The 26301-nt window shown below is 72.3% G+C and carries 21 protein-coding genes; 5 read left to right on the forward strand and 16 right to left on the reverse strand.

Annotated features, from left to right (window positions below; all coding sequences use genetic code 11):
* Positions 1-65 precede the first annotated feature (65 nt).
* From ACIO6U_RS13675 to ACIO6U_RS13695, 5 genes are all read right to left on the reverse strand, one after another.
* On the reverse strand, positions 66-623 hold the full coding sequence (locus ACIO6U_RS13675) for an NADAR family protein (protein ID WP_355346657.1): 558 nt from the start codon (positions 621-623) through the stop codon (positions 66-68).
* A 104-nt stretch (positions 624-727) separates the two neighbouring features.
* On the reverse strand, positions 728-910 hold the full coding sequence (locus tag ACIO6U_RS13680) for a hypothetical protein (protein WP_188284361.1): 183 nt from the start codon (positions 908-910) through the stop codon (positions 728-730).
* Positions 911-1060: 150 nt separating this feature from the next.
* Positions 1061-3043, reverse strand: a complete 1983-nt coding sequence (locus ACIO6U_RS13685) for a Xaa-Pro dipeptidyl-peptidase (RefSeq protein WP_401718612.1) — start codon at positions 3041-3043, stop codon at positions 1061-1063.
* 126 nt (positions 3044-3169) lie between these two features.
* A complete protein-coding gene (locus ACIO6U_RS13690; RefSeq protein WP_401719717.1) occupies positions 3170-5629 on the reverse strand; it encodes a Tex family protein in 2460 nt (819 codons plus the stop codon).
* Between the two features lie 165 nt (positions 5630-5794).
* On the reverse strand, positions 5795-6316 hold the full coding sequence (locus ACIO6U_RS13695) for a GNAT family N-acetyltransferase (protein WP_401718614.1): 522 nt from the start codon (positions 6314-6316) through the stop codon (positions 5795-5797).
* Positions 6317-6499: 183 nt separating this feature from the next.
* On the opposite strand from ACIO6U_RS13695, the gene ACIO6U_RS13700 reads away from it, so the two are divergent.
* A complete protein-coding gene (locus ACIO6U_RS13700) occupies positions 6500-7654 on the forward strand; it encodes a fatty acid desaturase family protein (protein WP_401718617.1) in 1155 nt (384 codons plus the stop codon).
* A 38-nt stretch (positions 7655-7692) separates the two neighbouring features.
* Here the strand turns inward: ACIO6U_RS13700 and ACIO6U_RS13705 are convergent, their stop codons facing one another.
* Positions 7693-8172, reverse strand: coding sequence for a macro domain-containing protein (locus tag ACIO6U_RS13705; protein ID WP_391045717.1), 480 nt, complete (start codon positions 8170-8172; stop codon positions 7693-7695).
* 40 nt (positions 8173-8212) lie between these two features.
* Complete coding sequence (locus tag ACIO6U_RS13710) at positions 8213-9679, reverse strand: M1 family metallopeptidase (RefSeq protein WP_401718620.1); 1467 nt, start codon at positions 9677-9679, stop codon at positions 8213-8215.
* A gap of 96 nt (positions 9680-9775) precedes the next feature.
* Here ACIO6U_RS13710 and ACIO6U_RS13715 point away from each other — a divergent pair, with 96 nt between their 5' ends.
* Positions 9776-10507, forward strand: a complete 732-nt coding sequence (locus ACIO6U_RS13715) for a MerR family transcriptional regulator (protein ID WP_401718623.1) — start codon at positions 9776-9778, stop codon at positions 10505-10507.
* An 18-nt stretch (positions 10508-10525) separates the two neighbouring features.
* Here the strand turns inward: ACIO6U_RS13715 and ACIO6U_RS13720 are convergent, their stop codons facing one another.
* The 6 genes from ACIO6U_RS13720 to ACIO6U_RS13745 all read right to left on the reverse strand — a co-directional run bounded on the left by ACIO6U_RS13720 (position 10526) and on the right by ACIO6U_RS13745 (position 20026).
* Complete coding sequence (locus ACIO6U_RS13720) at positions 10526-12700, reverse strand: 3-hydroxyacyl-CoA dehydrogenase NAD-binding domain-containing protein (RefSeq protein ID WP_401718626.1); 2175 nt, start codon at positions 12698-12700, stop codon at positions 10526-10528.
* A 50-nt stretch (positions 12701-12750) separates the two neighbouring features.
* Positions 12751-13965: an acetyl-CoA C-acetyltransferase gene (locus ACIO6U_RS13725; protein WP_355346683.1), complete on the reverse strand. Its 1215-nt coding sequence runs from the start codon at positions 13963-13965 to the stop codon at positions 12751-12753.
* A gap of 75 nt (positions 13966-14040) precedes the next feature.
* Positions 14041-15183 (reverse strand): CaiB/BaiF CoA transferase family protein, encoded by a 1143-nt coding sequence (locus ACIO6U_RS13730; RefSeq protein ID WP_401718629.1) that lies wholly within the window; start codon positions 15181-15183, stop codon positions 14041-14043.
* Between the two features lie 159 nt (positions 15184-15342).
* On the reverse strand, positions 15343-17283 hold the full coding sequence (locus ACIO6U_RS13735; RefSeq protein WP_401308202.1) for a primary-amine oxidase: 1941 nt from the start codon (positions 17281-17283) through the stop codon (positions 15343-15345).
* Positions 17284-17413: 130 nt separating this feature from the next.
* A complete protein-coding gene (locus ACIO6U_RS13740) occupies positions 17414-18952 on the reverse strand; it encodes an APC family permease (RefSeq protein ID WP_355346692.1) in 1539 nt (512 codons plus the stop codon).
* 117 nt (positions 18953-19069) lie between these two features.
* Positions 19070-20026, reverse strand: coding sequence for a hypothetical protein (locus ACIO6U_RS13745; protein WP_355346695.1), 957 nt, complete (start codon positions 20024-20026; stop codon positions 19070-19072).
* 250 nt (positions 20027-20276) lie between these two features.
* Here ACIO6U_RS13745 and ACIO6U_RS13750 point away from each other — a divergent pair, with 250 nt between their 5' ends.
* The 3 genes from ACIO6U_RS13750 to ACIO6U_RS13760 all read left to right on the forward strand — a co-directional run bounded on the left by ACIO6U_RS13750 (position 20277) and on the right by ACIO6U_RS13760 (position 24155).
* A complete protein-coding gene (locus tag ACIO6U_RS13750; protein ID WP_401718634.1) occupies positions 20277-21848 on the forward strand; it encodes a hypothetical protein in 1572 nt (523 codons plus the stop codon).
* A 351-nt stretch (positions 21849-22199) separates the two neighbouring features.
* Positions 22200-22565 carry a nuclear transport factor 2 family protein gene (locus tag ACIO6U_RS13755; protein WP_355346701.1) on the forward strand — a complete coding sequence of 122 codons (366 nt, stop codon included), beginning with the start codon at positions 22200-22202 and terminating at the stop codon, positions 22563-22565.
* A gap of 138 nt (positions 22566-22703) precedes the next feature.
* Positions 22704-24155: an MFS transporter gene (locus ACIO6U_RS13760; protein ID WP_401718637.1), complete on the forward strand. Its 1452-nt coding sequence runs from the start codon at positions 22704-22706 to the stop codon at positions 24153-24155.
* An 86-nt stretch (positions 24156-24241) separates the two neighbouring features.
* Here the strand turns inward: ACIO6U_RS13760 and ACIO6U_RS13765 are convergent, their stop codons facing one another.
* The 3 genes from ACIO6U_RS13765 to htpX all read right to left on the reverse strand — a co-directional run bounded on the left by ACIO6U_RS13765 (position 24242) and on the right by htpX (position 26218).
* Entirely contained in the window at positions 24242-24682 is a 441-nt protein-coding gene (locus ACIO6U_RS13765) for a nitroreductase family deazaflavin-dependent oxidoreductase (protein ID WP_355346707.1), read from the reverse strand.
* 76 nt (positions 24683-24758) lie between these two features.
* Positions 24759-25310: a hypothetical protein gene (locus ACIO6U_RS13770; protein ID WP_355346710.1), complete on the reverse strand. Its 552-nt coding sequence runs from the start codon at positions 25308-25310 to the stop codon at positions 24759-24761.
* Complete coding sequence (gene htpX, locus ACIO6U_RS13775) at positions 25310-26218, reverse strand: zinc metalloprotease HtpX (RefSeq protein WP_401718640.1); 909 nt, start codon at positions 26216-26218, stop codon at positions 25310-25312. Before htpX ends, ACIO6U_RS13770 begins: the two co-directional genes overlap by 1 nt.
* Positions 26219-26301: the final 83 nt, after the last annotated feature.

Here is a 26301-nt window from a genome sequence, read left to right on the forward strand (position 1 = left end):
GGGTCCCTCCGCCGCCGTCCGGGTTCACGGGATCAGCCCCCGGCCCCCCGGCCGGGTTCACGGGACTAGCCCTCCGCCGCCAGCCGGGCCCTCGCCTCCATCAAGGCGAAGCCCAGCAGATTCAGCCCGCGCCAGGTGGCCGGGTCCGCGGCGCGCTCGTCGTCGGCGGCCAGTCCGATGCCCCAGACCCGGTCCATCGGACTGGCCTCGACCAGGACGCGGCCCCCGGTGCCGAGCAGATAGGCCAGCAGGTCGGGGTGCTGCCGGAATTTGTGGACATTGCCTTCGATGACCAGGCCGAAGCGCTCCGCTTCCCACACGGCCTGGTCGAAGCCGCGGACGGTGCGGCCGACGCTCTTGGCGGTCTTCGGGTGGCCCGCCGCGACAGCCCGCCGCTCGGCGTCGGGGTCGTCGAAGAGCCGGGCCTTGCCCGCCATCATCCAGTGCTCGGCGGTCGCGTAGGTGACGCCGTCGACGGTGAAGGGCGCGGGCCACCACTGGCTGAGGCAGCCGGCACCAACGCTTCCGTCGCGCTGCGGGCGGTGGCCCCAGAAGTACAGATACTTCAGCCGGTCCCCGGTGTGGTCGAGCAGGTCCTGGGTGGACCGGATGTCCGTCGCCATCGTCTGATCAGGCCCTCTCGTGCCGCGGCGACACGGGAACGGGACGTGTTCGCCCGGCTTCGGTGCCCTGGTCGCAGCGGCACACTATCGGGGGTCGTACCAGGTCAGCGACCTATTTGCCGACGGCTCACGCGCCGCAGCCGACGCCGCTGCGAGGAGTCGAGGGAGAAGTAGGCGATCGCGGGCACGCCCACGATGACCAGGACGACAGCCCAGAAGGGGATCCAGATCCACAGGAACAGACCCAACGCCACGCCACCGATGACGATCTTCGCGCGATTCGACATTTCCCCGCCTCCGTTCACGGCGGCAAGCGCCGCGCCCTCACCGCTTCTACCCAGGAGAACGCGCCGCGGACAACCGTGGTTCCCCCCGCGTCCCGAGGGCCGTATCCCTGTAACCGTAACGCCGGGACGCGGGGGGAACCAGGCCGGGCGTCAGCCCAGCCGGGCGGCCGGGGCCACGGAGGGCGCCGGAGCGGCGGTCAGCGCGGCCTTGCCGCGGGGCGCCGCGCCCGCACGGGTCGACAGCGCGCCGGAACCGCCGACCAGCGGCAGCCTCAGCACGGAGTGCGACAGGTCGACGGTGACCTTGGGGGTCGTGTCGGGCGGCAGGATGAGGCCGCCGTCGGTGCCCGCGACGATCAGCGCGAGCCGGTGCCCCGCCGGTACGACGTGGTCGGTGGCCGCGAGCTGGACGGTCATGGTGTACGGCTTGCCCGGGGTGAGCGGCACGCCGTGGGAGAGCGACGCGTAGTGCCCGAGGTCGGCCCAGCCGCGGCTGAAGACCGTGTGGTCGACGGTCGTGGTGTCGGCGGCGGTGTCGAGGTAGCAGGCGCTGTCGCCCGCGGTGCTCTCCCCGTAGCAGGAGCGGGTGGCCAGGGTGGCGATGCCCTCGCCGTTGCCGAGGAAGTCACGGATGGTGGCCGGCCCGAGGTCGACCAGGACCGCCGACAGGTGCGCGCTGGTGGTGGACGAGGTGGCGGTCACGGTGAAGGTGCCGCCGCCGGACAGCCGCAGGTCCTTGGCGAGCGTCCCGGTGGTGAAGACGGTCTTGGCCGCGGTCGCGGTGTCGGCCGCCGCCGCCCAGTCCTCCTCCCACAGATTCGGGTCGTCGGTGAACGACTCGGTGCTGCCGGGCCCGGCGTGCCGGGTGCCGAGCGTGCCCAGGCCGTCGGTGGCCGTCTGGCTCAGGCTGAGCGAGGTGGTGCGGGTCGTGGCGGGCGGCCACACGCGGTCGGTGGTCCAGTGGTCGACGGTGCGCTCGATGTCGGCCATCGGCTGCCGCTGGATGCCGTTGTCGACGCCCAGCAGATAGTGGTCGAACCAGCGCTGGAGGGTGGGGACCCAGTCGGTGCGCCGGTAGTCGAAGGGGTCGACGTGGCCGGTCTGCGACAGCCACACCTTGCGCTCGACGCCGTGCGCGGCGAGCGCCTGCCACCACTGGCCGAAGTGCTTGGTGCGGACGTTGAGGTCCTGCATGCCCTGCACGGCGAAGACGCTGGCCCGTACCTTGCCCGCGTCCTTCACGTAGTCCCGCGCGGTCCAGAACGGCGTCCAGTCCCCGCTGCGCGGCGAGCCGTCGATGATCTTCTGCTGGGCGGCGGCGCAGTTGGCGTGCGCGCTGTCGCTCTCGACGTAGTCCGACAGCCACTCGGGGCCGTCCTGGAGCGCCGCGCCCTGGTGGAAGTAGTAGTCGTACCAGGAGGAGATGGAGCTGATCGGCACGATGGTCTTCAGGCCGCGCACCCCGGTGGCGGCGACGCCGTTGGCGATGGTGCCGTCCCAGCTCTTGCCGATCATGCCGACGTTGCCGTTGGTCCAGCCCGCGGAGACCGCGCGGCCGCCGGAGCGGGCGCTGTAGCCGCGGGCGCGGCCGTTGAGCCAGTCGACGACGGCCTTCGCGGACCGCACGTCGGAGGGGCCGCCGACGTCCACGCAGCCGTCGGAGCGGTCGGTGCCCGCGAGGTCGACCAGGACGGTCGCGTAGCCGCGGGGCACGAAGTAGTTGTCGTAGAACAGCGGGGCCTGGACGATGTTCCCGTTGGCGTCATAGGTCTTGAGCTGGCTCTCGTTGCCGCGTCCGCAGCAGGAGTAGTACGGGCTCGCGTCCATGATCACGGGGACCTTGCGCCCGGCGGCGGCGGGCTCCGAGGGGCGGACGATGTCCACCGCGACCCGGTCGGTGCGGCCGTCGCCGTCACCGTCGAGACCGGTGTCCACCCAGACGGCCTCGCGGATCGCGTTGGCGTAGGAGTAGTCGGGTTGGCTGAGACCGTGCCGTACGGTTCCGCCTCCTGCGCCGCCGGGGGTACCGGCGTACGCGGAGGACGGAGCGGTGAGTACGGCGGCCAGGGCGGCGAGTACCGCCACCACCACGGATATCCACTGGAAGCGGGCAGCCCGCGTGAGGGAGAGCACGCCAGAGGCTAGCGCCTGACCAGGCCACGTCAACAGGGGGCGTACGCAAGGTCCTGGGACGGCTGAGGCGGCAGGGGGGTGTGCGGAGGTGCTGGCCCCGCCGCCTCAACGGTCGTACGTCGTCGGCTACTTGTTGCCGGTCAGGCCCGCCCTGCGCAGGGCGTCGGCCATCGCGCCGCCGGGCGCGGGCTGTTGACCGCCGCCGCGGCGTCCGCCGCCCTGGCCCTGGCCGCCGCCCTGGCCCTGCCTGCCCTGGCCGCCGCCTTGCCGGTTCTGACCCTGGCCGCCCTGTCGGTTCTGGCCCTGGCCGCCCTGTCGGTTCTGGCCCTGGCCGCCGCCCTGCCGGGGCGGTCCGCTGCGGCGCTCGCCGCCGCCACCGGCCCCGCCGCCGCGCTGTTGGCGCCCGGCGCCCGGCTCGTCGTCCAGGCGCAGCGTCAGCGCGATCCGCTTGCGCGGCAGGTCGACGTCCAGCACCTTCACGCGGACGATGTCACCGGGCTTGACGACCTCGCGCGGGTCGGACACGAAGGTGTCGGAGAGCGCGGAGACATGGACCAGGCCGTCCTGGTGGACGCCGACGTCCACGAAGGCGCCGAAGGCGGCGACATTGGTGACGACGCCTTCGAGGATCATCCCCGGCCTGAGGTCCTTCATCTCCTCGACGCCGTCCTTGAAGGTGGCGGTCTTGAAGGCCGGACGCGGGTCGCGGCCCGGCTTCTCCAGCTCGGCGAGGATGTCGGTGACGGTCGGCAGACCGAAGGAGTCGTCCACGAAGTCCTGCGGGCGCAGCGTCCGCAGCACCGGGCCGTTGCCGATCAGCGACTTGATGTCGGTCTTCGCGGTGCCGCTGATCCGCCGCACCACCGGATACGACTCGGGGTGCACGCTGGAGGCGTCCAGCGGGTCGTCGCCGTCCACGATCCGCAGGAAGCCCGCGCACTGCTCGTACGCCTTCGGGCCGAGCCGCGCGACCCCCTTGAGGTCCTTGCGGGTACGGAAGGGGCCGTTGGCGTCGCGGTGGGCGACGATGTTGCCCGCCAGGCCCTCGGTGATGCCCGAGACGCGGCGCAGCAGCGGTACGGACGCGGTGTTGACGTCCACGCCGACGCCGTTGACGCAGTCCTCGACGACCGCGTCCAGGGAGCGGGAGAGCTTCAGCTCCGACAGGTCGTGCTGGTACTGGCCGACGCCGATCGAGCGCGGGTCGATCTTCACCAGTTCGGCGAGCGGGTCCTGGAGGCGGCGGGCGATGGAGACGGCGCCGCGCAGGGACACGTCGAGCTCGGGGAGTTCGGCGGAGGCGTAGGCCGAGGCGGAGTAGACCGAGGCGCCCGCCTCGGAGACGACGGCCTTGGTGAGCTTCAGATCGGGGTGCAGCTTGATCAGGTCGGCGGCGAGCTTGTCGGTCTCGCGGGAGGCCGTGCCGTTGCCGATCGCGATCAGGTCGACGCGGTGGGCCTTCGCGAGCCGGGCGAGGGTGGCCAGCGACTCGTCCCACTTGTTGCGCGGCACGTGCGGGTAGATCGTGTCGGTGGCGACCACCTTGCCGGTGTCGTCGACCACGGCGACCTTGACGCCCGTGCGCAGGCCGGGGTCCAGGCCCATGGTGGCGCGGGTGCCCGCGGGCGCGGCGAGGAGCAGGTCGCGGAGATTCGCGGCGAAGACCCGGACCGCCTCGTCCTCGGCCTCCTGGCGGAGCTGGACGCGCAGGTCGATCCCGAGGCGGACCAGGAAGCGGGTGCGCCAGGCCCAGCGCACGGTGTCGCCGAGCCATTTGTCGGCGGGGCGTCCGCGGTCGGCGATGTCGAAGTTCTGCGCGATCCGCCGCTCGAAGCTGGACGGTCCCTCGGTGGGCTCCTCCGGCTCCAGGGTGAGGTCGAGGATCTCCTCCTTCTCGCCGCGGAGCATGGCCAGCACGCGGTGCGAGGGGAGCTTGGTGAAGGGCTCGGCGAAGTCGAAGTAGTCGGAGAATTTGGCGCCCGGCTCCTCCTTGCCCTCGCGCACCTTCGCGACGAGCCTGCCGCGCGTCCACATCCGGGTGCGCAGCTCGCCGACCAGGTCGGCGTCCTCGGAGAAGCGCTCGGTGAGGATGGAGCGCGCGCCCTCGAGCGCCGCCGCCGGGTCCTCCACGCCCTTGTCGGAGGAGACGTACTTCGCGGCCTCGGCCTGCGGGTCGGTCTCCGGATCGGCCAGCAGCAGGTCGGCCAGCGGTTCCAGACCCGCCTCGCGGGCGATCTGGGCCTTGGTGCGGCGCTTGGGCTTGAAGGGCAGGTAGATGTCCTCCAGGCGCGCCTTGGAGTCGGCGGCCATGATCTGCGCCTTCAGCGCGTCGTCCAGCTTGCCCTGGGACTCGATGGACTCCAGGACGGCCGCGCGCCGTTCGTCCAGCTCGCGCAGGTAGCGCAACCGCTCCTCGAGAGCGCGCAGTTGCGCGTCGTCCAGGGTGCCGGTGGCTTCCTTGCGGTACCGCGCGATGAACGGCACGGTCGCTCCGCCGTCGAGCAGTTCGACGGCGGAGCGCACCTGCCCTTCGCGTACGCCCAGTTCCTCGGCGATCCTGCGCTCGACCGATCCGTTACCGCTGATGATCTCGCTCCTCGTGTGCTCGGCTGTTCACTAGCATGTTAGACGTCACCCGCCCGCGACCGGCCGCGGGCGGCGGGAACGATGCGCGGTTCCGGCTCGTTGTGCGGGTGCGGTGAGGCTGTTGACAGTGGCCCCCGCACCAGGCCCTGTCCCCGCCGAATCAGCTCACCGCAGCCGCTTTTCGAACCAGTGGTCCGCGTATGGGCTCGTGTTGTAGCGGGCGATCTCCCTGTAGCCGTGCTTGGCGTACAGCGCACGGGCCTCCACCAGGTCCTCGCGCGTGTCCAGGCGGATCGTGTCCGCGTGGAAGGTGCCGCGGGCGAGGGTTTCCGCGGCGCCGATGAGCAGGCCCGCGACGCCCTGGCCGCGGGCTTCGGGGCCGACATACATCCGGGTCAGCTCCATGGTGTGCGCGTCGAGGACGCGCAGGCCCACACAGCCGACCGGTACGCCGCGGGCAGGAGCGCCGGCGAGCCGGACGGCGAGGAATTCTCCGGTGGGTGGCACGAGATCGTCGCTGGGCTCCTCCGCGAGCACGGCGGAGACCTCGGCGTCGTCCGTCGGACGGTCGTAAAAGCGGCTGACCAGCTCGGTGTAGTAGCGGCGCAGCAGCGTCGCCGCCTCGGGGCCGGTGATGGGTACAGGCGCGACCGCCCAGTCGGTCGCGTGCGTGTTGTTCGTCGTCACGCCGGACATCCTGGCAGCGCGTAGGTGGGGTTATCCCCAGGTTTTTCCGGGGTCTGCCACCCCGGGGAACCGGGTGATGGCGCCATGGTCGGGGATCAGTGGCAGTCCATAGCGTCGAGGTGTGGCCGGTCAGGCCAGACACCGGACGTCGAACCGGCCATCGCCGGACCCCGAGGAGCGCCCATGGCTACAGCGACCAGCACGATCATCGACGCGCCGGGACGGCGGTCCGACGGGACGGCGGGCCCGGACGCGGACTCCGCCGGTACGGGGGCGGACGCCGGTACGGGGGCGGACGCCGGTACGGGGGCGGGACCAGGATCGGGATCGGGATCGGGCAGTGATTTCGCGCCGCTGCTGCGCGAGGTCAAGGCGGCCGGGCTGCTGCGGCGGCGCGTGGACCACTACGCGAAGTCGATCGCGCTGAATCTCGTGGCCGTCGCCGCGGTGTGGTCGGCGGTGGTGCTGGTCGGCGGGACGGGTTCGTGGTGGGTGGTGGCGCTCGCTCTGCCCGCGGCGGTGCTGGGGGCGCGTACCGCGTTCATCGGGCACGACGCCGGGCACCACCAGATCGCCGAGAGCCGTCGTACGAACCGGCTGATCGGGCTCGTCCACGGCAACCTGCTGCTGGGCATGGGCGCGGGCTGGTGGACCGACAAGCACAATCGGCACCACGCCAATCCGAACCACGTGGGCAAGGATCCGGACGTCGAGGTCGGCGCGCTGGTGTGGACGCAGGCGCAGGCGGTCGAGCGGGAGGGTTTCGCGCGCTTCCTGACCCGTCATCAGGCGCGGCTGTTCTTCCCGATGCTGCTGCTGGAGGGGCTGGCCCTGAAGGTGGCGAGTCTCCAGGAGCTGAAGCGGCAGGAGCCGCGGCAACGGCTGGTCGAGGGCTCGCTGCTGGTGGCCCACCTGGCGGGTTACGCGGCGCTGCTGCTGTTCGCGATGCCGGTGTGGCAGGCGGTCGTGTTCGCCCTCGTGCACCACGCGCTGTTCGGGCTCCACCTGGGCTGTGCCTTCGCGCCCAACCACAAGGGCATGGAGATGCCCGAGGAGGGCTCGCGCTGGGGTCATCTACGCCGTCAGGTGCTCACCTCCCGCAATGTGCGCGGCAATCCGCTCACCGACTGGTTCCTCGGCGGGCTCAACTACCAGGTCGAACACCACCTCTTCCCCAGCCTCCCCCGCCCGCACCTGCGCCTCGCCCAGCCGCTGGTGCGCGCCCACTGCCGCCGTCTGTCCATCCCCTACACCGAGACCGGCCTGATCGACTCCTACGTCCAGGCCCTGTCCCACATGCACTCCGTGGGCGCCCCCCTGCGCTCCCCCGCCGTCTGAACTTCCCACCGCCGCCCCCCTTCCGCACCCCCGGCGGCTCAGCCGTCACGGTCGTAGACCGTGACGGCCACCCCGCGTTCCACGAGCCGCGCGGTCACCAGCGGCTCGACCCGCGCCCACCGCCCGCCTGCCAGACCGCAGCCGATCCTCGGCATGTGCACGGAGGCGCCCAGCTCCAACGCCCGGTCGCCGAGCGCCGCCAGGGCGGCGTCGATCGCCTCGTACCGCACCGGCACACCCTTGCTGCCGGTGCGCATGCCGCGCTGGCCGATCAGGTTGGCCACCCACACATAGCTGCCGACCCGCACCAACTGGAGTGCGCCGAGGCCGAAGTCGTTGCGCGCCCGCTCGCGGTGCCAGCGCCGGTAGGCGGCCTCGGGCTCCGGCCAGCGGCGCGACACGGCGACGACGAAGCCCTTGCCCCAGCCGCCCAGGTCGTTGCAGACATGCGCGATGACTTTGACGCCCTTGCCCTGTGGTGCGGTGGCGTCTCCCCGCACATACGTGATCTCCCCCATGCCGCCACGGTAAGCGCGACCACTGACAACGCGCCCGCGCTTAAAGCGACGACGGGTGGTGGGTGGTGTGGAGCCAGGCGGTGAACAGCGGGGTGAGGTCGTGGGGGGTGAGGCGTTGGCAGAAGGCGGTGAAGTCGGCGGTGGTGGCGTTGCCGTGGCGGCGGGCGGCGGGCCAGGTGCGGAGGAGGGTGGCGAAGGCGGTCGGGCCGAGGGCTTCGCGGAGTTGGTAGAGGACGAGGGCGCCGCCGCCGTACACGGGGGCGTCGGAGATGCGGTCGGGGCCGGGCGGCGCGCCGGGCGGGAAGGCGCTGTTGGCGGGGTCGGCCAGGGCCGCTGCGGCGCTCCGCTCGACGGTGCGCCCGCCCTCGTGCTCCTGCCACAGCCACTCGGCGTAGGTCGCGAAGCCCTCGTTGAGCCACATGTCCTGCCAGGCGGCGGGCGTGACGGAGTCGCCGAACCACTGGTGGGACAGTTCGTGGACGAGGGTGTCCAGCGGCACGGCGGGGTCGCCCGGCTCGCCGTCGCCGGGGAAGACCGGCTTCGTCTGGGCCTCCAGCGCGTACCCGACCCGCCCGCTCGGCAGGTGGTCGACGATCGCGCCGACGGACGAGAAGGGATAGGGCCCGAACAGCCCGCTCTCCCAGTCCACGATCTCCGGGATACGGCGCAGTGCCGCCGCCGTCGTCGGGTCGTCGGAGCGCGGGTCGACTGCCACGTAGACCGGCACCCCGCCACCGGTACGGGACCGCGTGATGTCGAAGTGCCCGATGGCGACGGTGGCCAGATACGTCGCCATCGGCTCCTTGGCGCGCCAGTGGAACGCGGTCTCGCCGCCGCGGTCGGCGCTGTCGACCAGTTCGCCGTTGGACACGGCGGTGAGACCGTGGGGGACGGTGACGGTGATGTCGTAGGCGGCCTTGTCCGAGGGATGGTTGTTCGAAGGGAACCAGGCCATGGCGCCGACCGGTTCGCCCAGGGCGAGCGCGCCGTCGTCGGTACGGAACCAGCCCTCGTGCGAGCCGTCCGGGTCGGTGAGGGTCGGCGGGACGCCTTCGTACGTCACGGTCGTCTCGAAGCGCGCGCCGTCGCGCAGCGGCGTCGGGGGCGTGACCCTCAGCTCGCTGTCCGCGCGGTCCACGGCGGCGCTCCGCCCGTCGACGGTCACGCGGGTGACGGTGAACCCCGCCAGGTCGAGGTCGAAGCGCGCGAGCGGCTGGGTGGCGGTGGCGGTGACGACCGCCGTGCCGCGCAGCTTTCCTGAGCCGGGGTCGTACGCGAGGTCAAGGGCGTAGTGCGTGACGTCGTATCCGCCGTTGCCCGCCCGCGGGAAGAGCCGGTCGCCGACGCCGGGCGCCCCGACGTCGGCGGAGCCCGAGGCGTGGCCCGTACGGTCGGGGGCCGTACGGTCGGGGGCCGCCGTGCCGCCGCCGGAGCACGACAGGCAGCACGCCAAGGAGCACGCGAGCAGGATCGGCAGGGCCGCGCGCGGCGGCGGGAACAGGCGCACGCGGGCCAGCGTACGAGGCTCGGGGCCGGGCGGAGGCGTCCGCCGTACGGCGTGCGAGGACTTTCACAGCACTGGTGCGACAGCGATACTGTCCAGGTGCCCCAGACCGCTCTCACCATCGACGAGCTGGCCGCCCGCGCCGGGGTGACGGTGCGCACCGTCCGCTTCTACAGCGCCCGCAGCCTGCTCCCGCCGCCCGACATCGGTCCGCGCCGGGTGGGCCGATACGACTCCGCGCACCTGTCCCGGCTGGCGCTGATCGAGGAGTTGCGGCACCAGGGCCTCACCCTGGCGGCGATCGAGCGCTATCTCCAGCAGCTCCCCGCCGACATCAGCGCCCACGACCTGGCGATCCACCGCGCCCTGGTGGCGTCCTGGCTGCCGGAGGGCAGCCAGGAGATCGACCGGGAGCGGCTCGAACGCCGCGCGGGGCGCCCGCTGGACGACGCGGACCTGGACCGGCTCGCGGCCATGAACGTGCTGGAGCGCACCGACGACCCCGACGCCTTCCGGGTGGATCCGGGCATCCTGCACCTGGGGGTGCGGCTGCTGGACGTGCCCTTCCCCGTGGAGACGGTCCTGGCCGCGCGCGAGGTGATGCTGGAGCACGCGCGGGCCGCCGCCCACGAGCTGGGCCGGATCTTCCTGGACGAGGTGGGGGAGCCGGACCGCCCGGAGCGGATGCGGTCGCTGTCGGCCCAGATGCAGCCGCTGGTCGTACAGGCGCTGGTCACCGCCTTTCAGCGGTCGCTGAAGGAGGAGCTGCGGGCCTGGCCGGTGCCCTCGCCGAAGCCGGACCCCGAGCAGAACCCGCAGCGTTCCCCGTAGCGCCTGAGCGCCTGCACCTCAGCGCCCGTCCGTGAACGTCTCCCCGCTCTCGGCCTTCGCCACCAGCAGCGCGGGCGGTGCGAAACGCTCGCCATAGGTGTCGGCCAGTTCGCGCGCGCGGGCGGTGAAGCCCGCGACGCCGCCCTCGTAGCCGTTGATGTACTGAAGGACGCCGCCGGTCCAGGCGGGGAAGCCGATGCCGAGGATGGAGCCGATGTTGGCGTCGGCGACCGAGGTGAGGACGCCCTCTTCGAGCAGCCGGACCGTGTCCAGCGACTCCGCGAAGAGCATCCGCTCCTGCATGTCCCGCATCGGGATCTCGATGCCGGGTTTACCGAAATGCTCCGCAAGACCGGGCCACAGCCGGGTACGGCGGCCGTCCGCGTAGTCGTAGAAGCCCGCGCCGCCGCTGCGCCCGGTCCGCTCGAACTCGTCCACCATGCGGTCGATGACCCGCTCGGCCGGGTGCTCCTGCCACTGGCCGCCCTCCGCCTCGATCGCGGTACGCGTCTCGCGGCGGATCTTGCGCGGCAGGGTGAGCGTCAGCTCGTCGAGGAGCGACAGCACCTTGGCGGGGTAGCCCGCCTGGGCCGCGGCCTGTTCGACGGAGGCCGCCGCGACGCCCTCGCCGACCATGGCGACGCCCTCGTTGATGAAGTGGCCGATGACGCGGGAGGTGAAGAAGCCGCGCGAGTCGTTGACGACGATCGGCGTCTTGCGGATCTGCCGCACCAGGTCGAAGGCGCGGGCCAGCGCCTCGTCGCCGGTCCGCTCGCCCCTGATGATCTCCACCAGCGGCATCTTGTCGACCGGCGAGAAGAAGTGCAGGCCGATGAAGTCGTCCTGCCGCCGCACGCCTTCGGCGAGCGCCGAGATGGGCAGCGTGGAGGTGTTGGAGCAGAGCAGCGCGTCGGGCGCCACGATGTGCTCGATCTCCTGGAAGACCTTGTGCTTGAGCGTGGCGTCCTCGAAGACCGCCTCGATGACGGCGTCACAGCCCGCCAGGTCCGCCGGGTCGGCGGTCGGGGTGATCCGGGCGAGCAGCGCGTCCCGCTTGTGCGGGGTGGTGCGGCCCTTGGCCAGCGCCTTGTCGAGCAGCGTCACGGAGTACGCCTTGCCGCGCTCGGCGGCCTCCGCGGTGACGTCCTTGAGGACGACGTCGATTCCGGCGCGCGCGCAGGAGTACGCGATGCCCGCGCCCATCATGCCCGCGCCGAGGACGGCGACCTTGGTGACCGGCCGGGCCGGGAAGCCCTCGGGGCGGCTGGCGCCGGAGTTGACGGCCTGCATGTCGAAGAAGAACGCCTGGATCATGTTCTTCGAGGTCCGGCCGCAGGCCAGCTCGGTGAAGTAGCGGGCCTCGATGAGGGTGGCGGTGTCGATGTCGACCTGCGAGCCCTCGACGGCGGCGGACAGGATCGCCAGCGGCGCCGGGTAGGGCGCGCCCGCGAGCTGCTTGCGCAGATTGGCGGGGAAGGCCGGCAGATTCGCCGCGAAGGCGGGACTCTTCGGGGTGCCGCCGGGAATCTTGTAGCCGGGGGTGTCCCAGGGCTGCCGGGCGTCGGGGTGGGCCAGGACGTACGCCCGCGCGCTCGCCAGCATGGCGTCCCGGTCGGTGGCGACCTCGTGGATGAGACCGGCCTCCAGAGCGCGCTGCGGCGCGTACTGCCGGCCTTGGAGCAGGACCTTCAGCAGCGCGTCGGCGATGCCGAGCAGCCGGACGGTGCGGACGACTCCGCCGCCGCCGGGCAGCAGGCCGAGCGTCACCTCGGGCAGGCCGATCTTGGTGCCGGGCGTGTCGAGCGCGATGCGGTGGTGGCAGGCCAGCGCGATCTCGTAACCGCCGCCGAGCGCCGCTCCGTTGATGGCCGCGACGACCGGCTTGCCGAGGGTTTCCAGGCGGCGCAGGCGGCGCTTGATGCGCAGCGATCCGGCGAGGACGTCGGCCGCGTTCTCCGGGGTGGCGCGGATCAGGTCGCGCAGGTCGCCGCCCGCGAAGAAGGTCTTCTTCGCGGAGGTGACGATGATGCCGCGCACGCCGTCGAGTTCGGCTTCGAGGCGGTCGAGGGTGGCGTCGAGGGAATCGGCGAAGGCCGCGTTCATGGTGTTCGCGGACTGCGCGGGGTCGTCCAGGACCAGGGTGACGATGCCGTCGGTGTCCTGCTCCCAGCGGATGGTGGTGGACTCGCTCATGGTCTTCGGGCTCCGTTGGATCCGTGAGGGGGCACGTGAGGGGGCAGGGGTCAGAGACGTTCGACGACGGTGGCGACGCCCATGCCGCCGCCGACGCAGAGGGTGGCGAGCCCGTACCGCTGGTCGCGGCGCTCCAGTTCGTCGATGAGGGTGCCGAGGATCATCGCGCCGGTCGCGCCGAGCGGGTGGCCGAGCGCGATGGCGCCGCCGTTGACGTTGACCTTGTCGATGCTGACGCCCATGTCGGAGGCGAAGCGCAGCACGACGGCGGCGAACGCCTCGTTCATCTCGATCAGGTCGATGTCGTCGATGGTCAGCCCGGCCTTGGCGAGGGCCTTGCGGGAGGCGGGGGCGGGGCCGGTCAGCATGATGGTCGGCTCGGAGCCGGAGACGGCGGCCGAGACGATCCGGGCGCGGGGGGTGAGGCCGTAGCGCTCGCCGATCTCGCGGTTGCCGATGGCGACGAGCGCGGCGCCGTCCACGATGCCGGAGGAGTTGCCCGCGTGGTGGACGTGGTCGATGGCCTCGACCCAGTGGTACTTCTGGAGCGCCACGGCGTCGAAGCCGCCCAGGTCGCCGATGTCGGCGAAGGACGGCTTGAGCTTGGCGAGGGTCTCAGGGGTGGTGCCGGGGCGGATGAACTCGTCGTGGTCCAGGACGGTGAGGCCGTTGCGGTCGAGCACGGGCACGACGGAGCGGGCGAAGTAGCCCTGCTTCCACGCCTCCGCGGCGCGTTCCTGGGAGAGCGCGGCGAAGGAGTCCACGTCGTGCCTGGTCCAGCCGCCGAGGGTGGCGATCAGGTCGGCGCCGACGCCCTGCGGCACGAAGCCGGTCTCGTACGAGGTCATGGGGTCCATGGCCCAGGCGCCGCCGTCCGAGCCCATCGCGACGCGCGACATGGACTCGACGCCGCCCGCGAGGATCAGGTCCTCCCAGCCGGAACGCACCTTGGCCGCCGCCAGGTTGACCGCTTCGAGCCCGGAGGCGCAGAAGCGGTTCTCCTGGACGCCCGCGACGGTGTCGGGCAGGCCCGCGGCGATGGCCGCGATCCGCGCGATGTCCGAGCCCTGGTCGCCGATCGGGCTGACGACGCCGAGCACGATGTCGTCGACGGCGGCCGGGTCCAGGGTCGGGAAGCGGCGCCGCAGTTCGTGGATGAGGCCGACGACGAGGTCGATCGGCTTGGTGCCGTGCAGGGATCCGTTCGCCTTTCCGCGCCCGCGCGGGGTGCGTACGGCGTCGTAGACGTAGGCCTCGGTGCTCAACGTCGTGCCTTTCTGGAGGGTGGGGCGGGGTGTCCTGGTCCGGCGCGGTGTCCGGGAGGTGCTGCCGTACGGGTCTCAGTCCAGCAGTGCGGGGGCGTCCCAGTCGCGGGCGACCTCCGCGGTGTGCGCGCCGGGCGGCGCGGGCGGCCGGCGCAGGGTGCCCGGTGTCGCGGACAGGCGCGGCGCGGGCGCGGGCTGCACGGTCCCGGCCGCCTCGGTGAAGGTGCCGCGGGCGGCCAGGTGCGGGTGGTGCGGGGCCTCACCCAACGAGAGTACGGGCGCCACGCACGCGTCCGTCCCGTCGAAGACGCGTGTCCACTCGTCGCGGGTGCGGGTGCGGAAGCGGGCCGCGAGGGCGGCGCGCAGGTCGTGCCAGCGGCCGGGTTCCGTGCGCAGGGCCGCGTCCCGCGGCGCCAGTTCCAGCAGCCGGACGAATTCGTCGTAGAAGCGCTGTTCCAGGGCGCCGACCGCCATGTACCGGCCGTCGGAGGTCTCGTAGACGCCGTAGAAGGGGGTGCCGCCGTCCAGGAGGTTGGCGCCGCGCCTGTCCTGCCAGCGGCCGGTGGCGAGGATGGCGTGGATCATCGTGGTGAGGTGCGCGACGCCGTCGACGATCGCGGCGTCCACGACTTGTCCCTCGCCGTGCGCGCGGGCGTGGTGGAGGGCGGCGAGGACGCCGGTGACCAGGTAGAGGGAGCCGCCCGCGTAGTCGCCGAGGAGGTTGGCGGGCGCGACCGGCGGTCCGTCGGCCGGTCCCGTCATGCCGAGCGCGCCGGTCACGGCGAGGTAGGCGATGTCGTGGCCCGCGGTGTCGGCGAGCGGGCCGCTCTGGCCCCAGCCGGTCATCCGGCCGTAGACGAGCCGCGGATTGCGGGCCAGGCACGCGTCGGGGCCGACGCCCAGCCGCTCGGCGACGCCCGGCCGGTAGCCCTCGATGAGGATGTCGGCGCGCGCGGCCAGGTCGAGCACGGTCGCGGGTCCCCGGTCCGCCTTGAGGTCGACCAGCACCGAGCGCTTGTTGCGGTTGGTGAGGTCGTGCTCGGGCGCGACGCCGAGGCCCGCGCCGCCCGGCCGGTCCACCCGTACGACATCGGCGCCGAGGTCGGCGAGGAGCATCGCGGCGAACGGTCCCGGACCGATCCCGGCCAGTTCGACGACACGCACGCCCGCCAGCGGGCCGTCGGGCGCCGCGCCCCGGTTTGACAATTCTGATGTCACATCAATGATGCTAGGAACGTGTTCCAGTCTTGGCAAGAGCTGACTGAGCGCTCGCTCAGCCGGTTCACTCGCCTTCTGTTCCGTCTCCGGTCCCGCCTTCGGTTCCGTCTCCGGTCCCGCCGCTGGTCCCGCCGTCGGCGGTCGCCGTCGCGTGCGGCGTCACAGGTGGCAGTGGCCGCCGGAGCCGCGTCCGCTCTCCCGGGGCAGGTCGAGCGTGGGGTTGCGGTCGAAGAAGCCGGTCGGTCTCAGCGTGAAACCGCAGGTGTCCACCGGCATCACCGGCCAGTCCTCCAGGCGCGGCAGATGCGTCGGCCCGAAGGAGTGCCACAGCGTGAGGTCGGTGTCCTCCAGCGCCTCGCCCGGCCGCGACCACTGCCCGACACCGGCCCCGCCCCGGTGCTGGTTGGGGTAGTCGCCGTCCGGATAGTGCCGCTCGGGGCGGTAGCGGGTCACCCACAGGTGCTTGGTCGCGTACGTGACGCGCTCCGCGACCGGTGAGCCGGGCTGCGCGAGCAGCGTCGGTCCCGCGTCGGGCAGCAGGGTGTACGCGACCGGGCGGCCCATCCGGTTGAGCGAGCCGGGGTTGCTGATCCGCCAGCGCCGCCCGGCCGCCGGGTCGGCGACCCGGCCCGCGTCACCGCTGTCGGCCACCACGGTGGCGCGCGTGGTGAAGGCGTTGCCGTTCGGATTGTCCGGGCCCATCGGCAGCCGTACGACGTCCACTTCCTCGACCGTGTTGGCCGGGCCGTCCACCGCCACGTCGAGCCGGGCGCAGAACAGATGCTGGTGGTACGGCGCGAGCAGCCCCGGCGCGATCTCGGTGGCGTGCTGCGAGCTCTCCCCCGGCACGGCGGCCGACGTCTGCACGAGCCCGGTGGCCTTGGCCTCGAAGGCGATCGTGCCGTCCTGGTGGAGATACCAGTAGAAGCCGTAGTCGTAGTTGCCGAGGGTGGCGATGTACGAGATCACCAGGCGGCGCGAACGGCGGCTGTCCACCGCGAAGTTGTCGAAGATGTTGGTGTGCTTCCACAGCAGCCCCGCGTCCTCCTCGTGGACGCAGATCGCGTTGCTCAGCGTCTCGGGGCGGCCGAGGTCGTCGGCCAGCACGGCGTCCACGTACGCGATCTCGCCGAGGCAGTCGCAGCCCAGGCGCAGCGCGTTGGCGTTGCGGCCGAGCAGGTACTCGCCCGCGTCCAGGTAGCAGACCCAGTTGCGGGCCGCGTCGGGCTCCGCGTACGGCACGGCCATCTCGGCGATCGAGGCGCGGTGCAGGACGAGCCGGTCGCGGTCGCCGTCGCGGTGGGTGATCCGGTGCAGCACCAAGCCCTCACGGGCGTTGAAGTCCAGCCGCAGCCGCCAGTTCTGCCAGCTCAGCACCGGGCCTTCGAGCGTGAAGGACGGTCCCTCCGGCTGGCCGATCTCCAGCGGGCGCAGGTCGGTGCGGGCCGGTCCGTTGAACTCGGCCTCGTAGCGCCCGCATTGGGTGGGCGTGGGGACGGCGCCGGTGTCGATGAGGCGTACGACGCGCCGCTCGATCAGGTCGACCTCCGCGACCAGGCCGCCGACCGGGTGGGCGAACGGGTTGTCGCTCTCGTCGCAGCGCAGGAAGGTCAGCGAGCGCAGCATGCGGCGGCCGGTCTCGGAGGCGATGCCGAAGTTGCCCGCGGCCAGCGGCGCCGCGATCACCAGCGAGGTGTCGGTGACGCCGCGCTCGGCCATCGCCGCGCGCCAGGCGGGGTCGGCCTTGACGATCTCGTCGCAGGTCTCGTACTCCTCGAACAGCAGCGGCGGTTGGCCGTCGGCGGCCGGGTCCAGGTCGCGGTGGGCGAGCAGCAGGCGCGAGGTGACATCGACCAGGGCCTCGGCGGCGCGGCCGGTGGCGGAGTCGAGCAGCGTGACACGCACCCGGCGGGTGAAGGCGTCGCCGTCGCGGTGGGCGAGCGCGGCGTGCCGGTCGGGCTCGTCGGGCAGGACGAGCGGGAAGCGGGTGGCGTCGGACACCAGGCCCTCCGCCTCCAGTACGGCGCGGGCCGTGTCGATCTCGTCGGCGGTCAGCGGGTCGAGCGGATGCGGAGTGGTGGTGGCGGCCGACGCGGTCATGGGGCCTCCTGACGGCAAAACAGGAACGCTGCGGGGGCGGGGAGTTCGGGACATGGGTCCGGAAAAAACGGGCGGCCCGCCGCACCCTGTGGGGTGTGGCGGGCCGTCGCGGTGAGACCTGGCGAGATGGTCAGGAGGACGCTTGCGCGGCGGCCTTCTCCAGTTGGAACGCCTCGTTGCCCTGGCCGATCCTGGCGTGCACCTCGGGCCGCTTGGCGCGCAGTATCAGACCGTAGACCAGTCCGATGGCGGCGGCCAGAGCGATGATGCCGGGCAGCAGCCAGCGCAGCCCGTGGCCGGGGTTGGCGCCCAGCAGCACCGAGAAGTCCTTCACCGAGTAGACGGCGATGGTCAGCAGCCCGAGAGCGGCGACGGCCGAGGTGACCAGCCGCCATGCCTGCACACCGGCGGCGCCGCGCTTGACGAAGAAGGCGATGACGGCGATGGCCGCGGTGGCCATCAGCAGCACGATGCCGAGCGCGCCGACGTTGCCCGCCCAGGTGAACATGCGCAGCACGGGGGCCGTCGGGTCCGGGCCGAACTTCGGGTCGAACTTCCCGTTGTCGGTGGCGGCGAAGGCCACGACGACGGCCAGCGCGACGATCGACTGGAGGAAGGAGCCGACGGCGGGGGCGCCGCTGGACTTCGAGGTACGGCCGACCGCCGAGGGCAGCAGACCGTCGCGGCCCATCGCGAACGCGTAGCGGGCGACGACGTTGTGGAAGCTCAGCATCGAGGCGAAGATGCCGGTGATGAAGAAGATGTTCAGGGTGTCGGTGAACGCGGTGCCCAGCCGGGCCTGGTTCAGCGAGAAGATCAGGTTCGGACCCTGCTCCTGTGCGGCGCCCACGACGTGGTCGGGGCCGGTGCCGACGGTGATCGCCCAGGCGCTGAAGGCGAAGAAGAGAGTGGCGAAGCCGATCGCGGTGAACATCACCTTGGACACGACGCGTTGGGCGTCGCTGGTCTCCTCGGCGTAGACCGGGGCCTGTTCGAAGCCGACGAAGCCGGCGATGGTGAAGCACAGGGCGGTGCCCAGACCCGCGCCGCTGAGCGTGCTGGGGTCGAAGGCGTGCACCGAGACGCCCTGCGGGCCGGGGTCGGACAGGAAGCTGATGTCGAAGACGACGGTCAGCAGCGTCTCGACCAGCAGCAGCACACCGAGCGTCTTCGCGTTCAGGTCGATCTTCAGCGCACCGAAGATCGCGGTGATCGCGACTCCGCCGAGCGCCGGGATCCACCAGGCCACGTTGTGGTTCCAGTGCTGGGCGATCTGGCTGGAGATCTCGTAGCCGAAGATCCCGTAGAGACCGACCTGCATGATGCTGTACGCGAACAGGGCGACGTACGAGGCGCAGGCGCCCATGGTGCCGCCCAGGCCCCTGGATATGTACGCGTACAGCGCGCCCGCGTTGTGCACATGGCGGCTCATCTCGGCGTAGCCGAAGCTGAAGAGGATCAGCACGAGGCCGACGATGACGAACAGCAGCGGCACCCCGACGACACCCATGGTGGCGAAGGTGGTCGGCACCACACCGGCCACCACCATCAGGGGCGCGGTCGCGGCGAGGACCGAGAGCAGGAGGGCCGGTGCGCCGATCCGGTCCGCGCGCAGTGCGCGTTGCTCGCCCTTGAACGTGCTGATCTCGCTTGTACTGCCCGTCAGCATGCTGCGGTGTCCTTCCGGTGGTCCGTGGTTCGGGTCTTACTGGATCGGTCTTCGAACATGGTTCTTCGTGCGTGGTTCCAACTGCGTGTCCTGCTGGGTGAGTACGACCGTGGGGGCCTAGGCGGAACCGAAGCCGAGCGCGTAGTTGCGCGCCGCGCGGAACGCCTTCTTCGGGTCGCGGTCGGGATACGACCACGGGGTGCGTGTCGCCTCCGACCCGATCCGGTTGAACAGGGCGGCGGCTTCCACCGTGTCGCCCGCGTGGAATTTGCCGTACGCAAGGTAGTTCAGGTCGAGCAGCAACCGCGAGTGGTCGTAGCCCTGCCATTCGAGCCACCAGTCGAAGGCCATGCGCACGCTCTGCCGGGCGCGCGGACTGACCCAGTACGGAAGGCCGTTGGGGACGTCGGGCAGGACGTCGGCCGACGCGAGCACCCGGTAGCGCTCCACCAGCGCGACCAACGGCAGTACGGCCAGCGGCGATCCGCGTCCCGCCTCGTCCGCGGCCCACTCGGCGAATTCGTACACCTCGTGGAACGGGTCCTCGCCGTCGGTCTTCTGACGCTCCGCCAGGCACTGCGTCATCAGGTGGTGGGCGTGGTGGTGGCCGCGGTGCCGGCCGCGCGCCTGGTCGAAGGCGCGCACCTGCTCGTCGTCGGTGCCGGTGCGGCGGGCGAGCACCAGCAGGGCGAGCCACGGCGACGGATCGCGCGGGGTCATCCGGGCCGCGCGCAGGCAGAGTTCGCGCGCCGACTCGGCGCTCTGCTTGCCCGCGACCGCGCGGAAGACGGCCGCGAACGCGGCCAGCGCGGCGGCGTCCGTGCTCTCGGGCTCGGCGAGTTGCCACTCGCCCGCCCAGGCGGCGGCGCTCTTGCCCTCGCCGAGGACGACCAGCCGATGTCCTCGGCGGTCCCAGTTGTCCCCGGTACGGCTCAGCAGGTCACGGGTCTCCGCCCAGCGGCCGTGGGCCAGGGCAGCACGAGCCGCGACCAGCTCCTCGTCACCGAGAGCGGGGTCGAAAGCCACGTCGTCCTTGCCACGCGAGAAGCGGAAGGGTGGCGGCGGTGGGGTCATCCGCGGGCAGCCCTCCACGGCGTGCGTAACGTCATGTGATCACGCACAGCCAACCGGTCGGCACGGGGTGGCATCAAGCCCGGACCTGTTGTCTCGCTGTAGTCCCGTATGGTGACGGGGGTTTGGGACACGGATCGGGATGGATGCGCTGGTTCGGCTGCGCGATCGGCCGGACACCTGATATTCGAGAGGCCGATCAAGGTGTGTCGGCATCGCGCGGTGGGGACCAGGTGACATGGACGGCGGGAGCGTGAGCGGTGCGGACGCGGGGGAACGACAGAGTGCGGCAGCCTCCACCCACCCGCTCGCCTATGTACGGCGAAGACACGGGTGGAGCTACCAGGACCTGGCACGGGTCATAGCCGACAACGCGCGGATCCTCGGGGTGCCGATGGCGGCCCGCCGCGAGAAGGTCTGGCGCTGGGAGCACTGGGGGGTCGTGCCGGAGGCCGACAGCCAGCGCGCGCTGGCCCGCGCGCTCGGAATCCCCTCCAGGGAACTGGAGTTGAGGCCCTGGCCGCGCTGGCTCCCGGCGCACGGCGGCATGCCGGACGGGCTGCCGTGGACGGTCGAGGGCAGTTTCACCGCGCTCACCGCGCTGCTCGACAACGGCGCGAGCGACCCGCGCGGCTTCCCCATCGCGGACGAGCAGGCGCTGCTCGACGCCATCGCGGACTGGGACGCGGCGGGCGCGGAGGGCACGACGGGCGCCACCGGTTCCGCGGGCTCGGGCGGCGCGGCGGGCGCGATGGGTTCCATGGGTTCACGTGCCGTGGACAAGAAGGCGGGTTCGCCCTCGGCCGCGGCGGGACGCGGGTCGCCCTCGCCCGCGGCGGGACGCGGGTCGGCGTCGGCCGCCATGGCCGAGCGGTGGGACGAACCGGTGCCCGGCACCCGCTCGGGACGTGTGCCGCGACAGGCGAGCGCCGCGGCCGCGTTCCGCGACGACGCCGTCGACAAAGCGGTGGCCGCGGCCGTCGTGGACGGCCCGGTGATCGACTGGCTCGAAGCCGGCGTGCTGGGGCTGCGCAAGCTCGACGACCGGCTCGGCGGCGCGGCCGTACGGCACCGGGTCGAGGCCGATCTGCGCATGGTGCGCGGCCTGTTGCACCGGGGGCAGCACGAACGGGCCCACGGGACACGGCTCTTGCGGGTCGCCGCCGACCTGGCGCAGCTCGGCGGCTGGGCGGCCACCGACACCGGCCGGCTCGGGGCGGCGCAGCGGCACTATCTGACCGGTCTGCGGCTCGCCCACAGCGCGGGTGACCGCCCTCTGGCCGTCGCGCTGTGGGGCGGCCTCGCGCTGCACGCGGTGATCGCGGGTCAGCCGCGGGACGCGGTGGCCGCGGCGGAGGCGGGGGTACGGGCGGCGGGCGGCACTCCCCCGGCCGTCCGGGCGCTGGCCGCCAGCAGGCTGAGCCGGGCGCACGCCGCGGTCGGCGCCGACGGCGCCTCACGGCGCGCGGTCTCCGAGGCGGAGCGCCAACTGGACCTGGCGGAGCGGGAGTCGGGGCCGTCGTGGCTCTACTGGTTCGACGCGGCCGAACTGGCCGCGCAGACCGGTCAGTCGCTGCTCGACCTGGGCCACGCGCACGAGGCCAGGCCCCTGTTGGAGCAGGCGCTGGCGATGCAGGACGCCTCGTACGTACGCGACCGCTGCCTGTACTCGGCGCGCGCCGCCACCGCCCGCGCCCTGACCGGTGACCTGGAGGGCGCGCGCACGCTGGGCCGCGAGGCGGCCCGGCTGTCCCGGCACTGCGGCTCCCCGCGCATCGCGGACACGCTGGACGCGCTGAAGGTCCGGCTCGACGCCACGAGGTGACCTCTTCCCCCCGGTGCGCGGTCCCGCCTTCGCGGACCGCGCACCGGCGCCGAACGTGCGGGCTGCTCCGGGGGACGGTGCCGCAGGCCGGTGCTCCCGGCACTCCCGGCGCTCACGGCCGGTGCGCAACGCCACCACGGATTGGCCGAGACGCCTACGGGAGGCGGTGCGAGACGCCGGTTCGGACCCCGGCCCGCGGGGGGTGTACGTCATGGCGACCGGTCGTGACGTACAACCGGCCGCACAAGTACCCAACGATGACTGATTCGCGGACGCGGTCCCGTCCGTACCGTCTTGACCTGCGAGAACACGGCGCCACCCGGCGCCGGACAACGTAGGGAGACACCAGCCATGAGCGACACCCTGTACCTGGTCCAGCGCTACATCGCCGCCTGGAACGAGACCGACCCGGCCGCCCGGCGCCGCCTGATCGACGAGGTCTTCGCCGCCGACGGCCGCTACACCGACCCGCTGGCCGACGTCACCGGGCGGGACGCCTTCGACGCGGTGGTCGGCGCCGTGCAGGCGCAGTTCCCCGGCTTCGTGTTCACCCTGGGCCCGGTCGACGCGCACCACCACATCGCCCGCTTCACGTGGGAGCTGGGCCCGGCGGGCGGCGAGTCGCTGGTGGTCGGCTTCGACGTGGCCGCGATCGGCGAGGACGGCCTGGTGCACAGCGTCCAGGGCTTCCTCGACAAGGTCCCGGCCGGCGCCTGAGCGCCGCTCCACGGGGTACGGGTGCGGCCCGCGCAGGGCCCCGCCCGTACCCCGTACCCCGTACCCCGTCACCACTGAGCCGCACCCGTACCCCGTCATCGCCCCGGACATCCGTCCCCCTGCGACAGGAGTTCCGTCATGGCCTCGGCCACCACCGCCGCGTCCCCGCCCGCGAGCCGCGACGGCTCGCCGGTCAGCAAGCGGCCAGACCTCGGCCTGCTGCTCCTGCTGGCCGCGACCTTCATGATCGCGCTCGACATCTTCATCGTGAATGTGGCGATCCCTTCCGTGCAGAGCGACCTGCACGCGGGCACCGCGTCGATCCAGTGGGTGGTGGCGGGCTTCGGCCTGGCCGTGGCCACCGGGCTGATCACGGCGGGCCGGCTCGGTGACGTCTTCGGCCGCAGACGGATGTTCACTGTCGGGCTCGCGCTGTTCACCGCCACCTCGGCGGCGTGCGGATTCGCGCCCACCGCAGGGACGCTGGTGGCGGCGCGGGCCCTCCAGGGCCTGTCGGCCGCGCTGATGAGCCCGCAGGTGCTGTCGATCCTCCAGACCGCCTACACCGGCAAGGCGCAGGCCCGCGCCTTCAGCATGTACGGGCTGACGATGGGCGTCGGCGCGGTCTTCGGGCAGCTCATCGGCGGTCTGCTGATCAAGGCCGACGTGCTCGGCCTCGGCTGGCGGGCCTGCTTCCTGATCAACCTCCCGGTCGGGCTGCTCGCCCTGGCGCTGGTGCCGCGCGCCCTGGCCGAGTCGAGGGCGCCGCAACGGCCCCGGCTGGACCTCACCGGCGTGGCGCTGTCCACCGCCGCTGTCGTCGCGCTCGTGCTGCCGCTGATCCAGGGGCGTGCGGCGGGCTGGCCGCTGTGGACCTGGCTGTGCCTGGCCGCGTCCGCCGTGCTCGTCACCGTCTTCGTCCGCCACCAGGACCGGCTCGGCCGCCGAGGCGGCGACCCGGTGCTGAACACGGACCTGTTCCGGCAGCGCGGTTTCGGTCCCGGCTCCCTCGCGCAGTTCGTCTTCTGGAGCGGGCAGGGCTCGTTCTTCCTGATCCTCGCCCTGTACCTCCAGGCGGGCCGCGGCCTGAACGCCCTGCACTCGGGCACGGTCTTCCTGGCGATCGGCGGCGGCTACCTGCTGACCTCGACGAACGCGCACCGCATCGCGGCCAGGCTCGGCGGCCGTACGGTCCCGGCCGGAGCGCTGGCGATGGCCGCGGGGCTCGGTCTGCTGTGGGAGGCGGCGCACCGCTCCGGGACCACCGGCAGCCTGTGGGAGCTGGTGCCGGGGCTCGTCATGGACGGCGTCGGGATGGGCATGGTGATCGCCCCGCTCACCCACGACGCGCTGGCCACCGTCCCGCCCCGGCTCGTCGGCTCGGCCTCCGGCGTGGTGGCCACCACGCAGCAGATCGGCGGCGCGCTCGGCATCGCCCTGATCGGCATCATCTTCTACGGCGCGGTCGGCGACGGCGCGCCCGGCGGTTACCCGCACGCCTTCCGGATGGGGCTGGTGTTCCTGCTCGGCCTCGAACTGGTGCTGGCGGTCCTGAGCTTCGCCGTCCGGCGGCGCGAGGCGGCTCGGTGAGCCGAGCCCTCGGGCGGCACGGGTAAGGGGCGACCACCTGGGTGGTCGCCCCTTACCCGTCGTCAGATCGTCAGATCGACATGTCGTCAGATCCGGCGGAGCCGCACCACGGGAATGTCCCGGTCGGTCTTCTCCTGGTAGTCGGCGTACGGCGCGTACACATCGAGCAGGTGCGGCCACACCCGGGCCTTGTCCTGCGGCGACAGCGTCTCGGCGCGGGCGGCGAAGCGCTCGCCGAGCACCCGCAGGTGGACCTCGGGGTTGTCGCGGACGCTCAGGTACCACAGGGGGTGCTCGGGGGCGCCGCCCTTGGAGGCGACGATCAGGTAGTCGTCGCCGTCCCGGCCGTAGATCAGTACGGTACGCAGCCACGCGCCGCTGCGACGGCCCTGGTAGTCGAGGAGCAGGCAGGGCGAGCCGTTGAGGTCGGTGCCCTCGGTGCCGTTGGACTCCTCGTAGCGGCGGGCCTGGTCGGCCACCCACTTCTCGGGGCTGACCTTCACCGCGGCGGGGTCGTAAGACGTCATGCGTGTGTGCCTTCCAGAGGGTTCGATTAGCACCCAGCGTAGGGCGGGCGCGCCGCAAACAGGGCGTACGGAGCGGTCACAGGCCCGGCGCGCCCCAGACGGGGAACCAGCGCGACAGGTCGTCCTCCAGCCGGAGGTCATTGGTGACCAGGGCTCTGACCTGGAGTTCCAGCGCGTTGTCCCGCTTCTCGCCGGGCAGCGGGGCGAAGGGGTAGAAGGAGCCGCGCTTGTAGAGGTAGACCAGCGCCACCGAGCGGCCCGCGGGGTCCTTGAAACCGAGCAGCGAGCAGAGCAGTTGCGGGCCGAAGCCGCGTTCCTCCAGGGCGGAGTTGATCGCGTGCAGATCGGTGACGAGGTCGGTCATCTCGGCGGGGTCCTTGCGGGCCAGCAGCCAGGTGTAGCCGTACGAGTCCTGGCTGGCCTCCGCGCCGACCAGGGCCCGCAGGTCCTGCTGGATCTCGGCGAAGGCGCCGCCCTCGACGGCCGCGAAGCAGACCGAGCCGAGGCCGGTGGGCCGCAGCTCGCTCGCCGCTTCGAGGGTGATGGCGGCCGAGGTGAGGCCGAAGAGCTGATCGAGGTCGGGTTTGACCGGCTTGCTGCGGCCGAGGATGACGTCCAGCAGACCCATCAGTGGCGGTCCAGTTCGAGAGTGATGCGGCTGAGTTGCTCCAGCCGCTGCTCAAGGGAGGGGTGGGTGGACAGCAGCTTCGAGAAGGCGGAGCCTCCGCCCTTCGCGCTCAGCGCGGGCGCGAAGTAGAAGGCGTTGAAGGGCTCCGCCTTGCGGAGGTCCTTGGTGGGGATCGCGCCGATCTGCCCGGTGACCTTGGTGAGCGCGGAGGCCAGCGAGGAGGGGCGGCCGGTGAGCAGCGCGGCGCTGCGGTCGGCGGACAGCTCGCGGTAGCGCGACAGCATCCGGGTGAGCAGGAAGCTGATGGCGTAGACGACCGCGCTGACCAGCGGGATCGCCACGGCGAGCACGGCGGTGCCGGGGTCGCGCGCCCGGCGGAAGCCGCCGTAGAGACCGATCCGGGTGATGACACCGGCGAGGATGCCGAGGAAGGAGGCGATCGTCATGACCGCGACGTCCTTGTGGGCGACGTGGGACAACTCGTGGGCGATGACGCCCTCCAGCTCGTCCGGCTCCAGGCGGCGCAGCAGCCCGGTCGTGGCGCACACCGTGGTGTTCTTCTTGTTGCGACCGGTGGCGAACGCGTTCGGCACGTCGGAATCGGCGATGGCGACCTTGGGCTTGGGCATGTCGGCGAGCGCGCAGATGCGGTCCACGACGCCGTGCAGCTCCGGCGCCTGTTCGGGCGTGACCTCCTTGGCGCCCATGCTGAAGGCGGCGATGCGGTCGCTGAACCAGAACTGCGCGATGAAGAGAATTCCGGCGATCACGAGGATCAGCGGCCAGGATCCGCGCAGCAGCGCCAGCAGCGCGCCGACGAAGACGACATAGAGCAGACCGATCAGGAACATCGTGACCACCATGCGCGTGGTCAGCCCCCGGTCGGGCGCGAAGCGGTTGCGGTCCATGGCCCCTCCCGAGACATGCGGGGCGCGGACCACTGGCGGCGGTCCGTCGTACCTCGTTGTCGAGTGTGCACCTGTTCAACGAC

The organism is Streptomyces sp. NPDC087422, from assembly GCF_044744145.1.
In the GTDB taxonomy this organism is placed as follows: Bacteria; Actinomycetota; Actinomycetes; order Streptomycetales; family Streptomycetaceae; genus Actinacidiphila.

Coding starts and splice junctions, on each gene's coding strand:
- ACIO6U_RS13675 (WP_355346657.1), bottom strand. CDS start 623: ATGGCGACGGACATCCGGTCCACCCAGGACCTGCTCGACCACACCGGG.
- ACIO6U_RS13680 (WP_188284361.1), bottom strand. CDS start 910: ATGTCGAATCGCGCGAAGATCGTCATCGGTGGCGTGGCGTTGGGTCTG.
- ACIO6U_RS13700 (WP_401718617.1), top strand. CDS start 6,500: ATGGCTACAGCGACCAGCACGATCATCGACGCGCCGGGACGGCGGTCC.
- ACIO6U_RS13735 (WP_401308202.1), bottom strand. CDS start 17,283: ATGACCGCGTCGGCCGCCACCACCACTCCGCATCCGCTCGACCCGCTG.
- ACIO6U_RS13745 (WP_355346695.1), bottom strand. CDS start 20,026: ATGACCCCACCGCCGCCACCCTTCCGCTTCTCGCGTGGCAAGGACGAC.
- ACIO6U_RS13765 (WP_355346707.1), bottom strand. CDS start 24,682: ATGACGTCTTACGACCCCGCCGCGGTGAAGGTCAGCCCCGAGAAGTGG.
- ACIO6U_RS13770 (WP_355346710.1), bottom strand. CDS start 25,310: ATGGGTCTGCTGGACGTCATCCTCGGCCGCAGCAAGCCGGTCAAACCC.
- ACIO6U_RS13720 (WP_401718626.1), bottom strand. CDS start 12,700: ATGAGCGAGTCCACCACCATCCGCTGGGAGCAGGACACCGACGGCATC.
- ACIO6U_RS13740 (WP_355346692.1), bottom strand. CDS start 18,952: ATGCTGACGGGCAGTACAAGCGAGATCAGCACGTTCAAGGGCGAGCAA.
- ACIO6U_RS13755 (WP_355346701.1), top strand. CDS start 22,200: ATGAGCGACACCCTGTACCTGGTCCAGCGCTACATCGCCGCCTGGAAC.
- ACIO6U_RS13760 (WP_401718637.1), top strand. CDS start 22,704: ATGGCCTCGGCCACCACCGCCGCGTCCCCGCCCGCGAGCCGCGACGGC.
- ACIO6U_RS13705 (WP_391045717.1), bottom strand. CDS start 8,172: ATGGGGGAGATCACGTATGTGCGGGGAGACGCCACCGCACCACAGGGC.
- htpX (WP_401718640.1), bottom strand. CDS start 26,218: ATGGACCGCAACCGCTTCGCGCCCGACCGGGGGCTGACCACGCGCATG.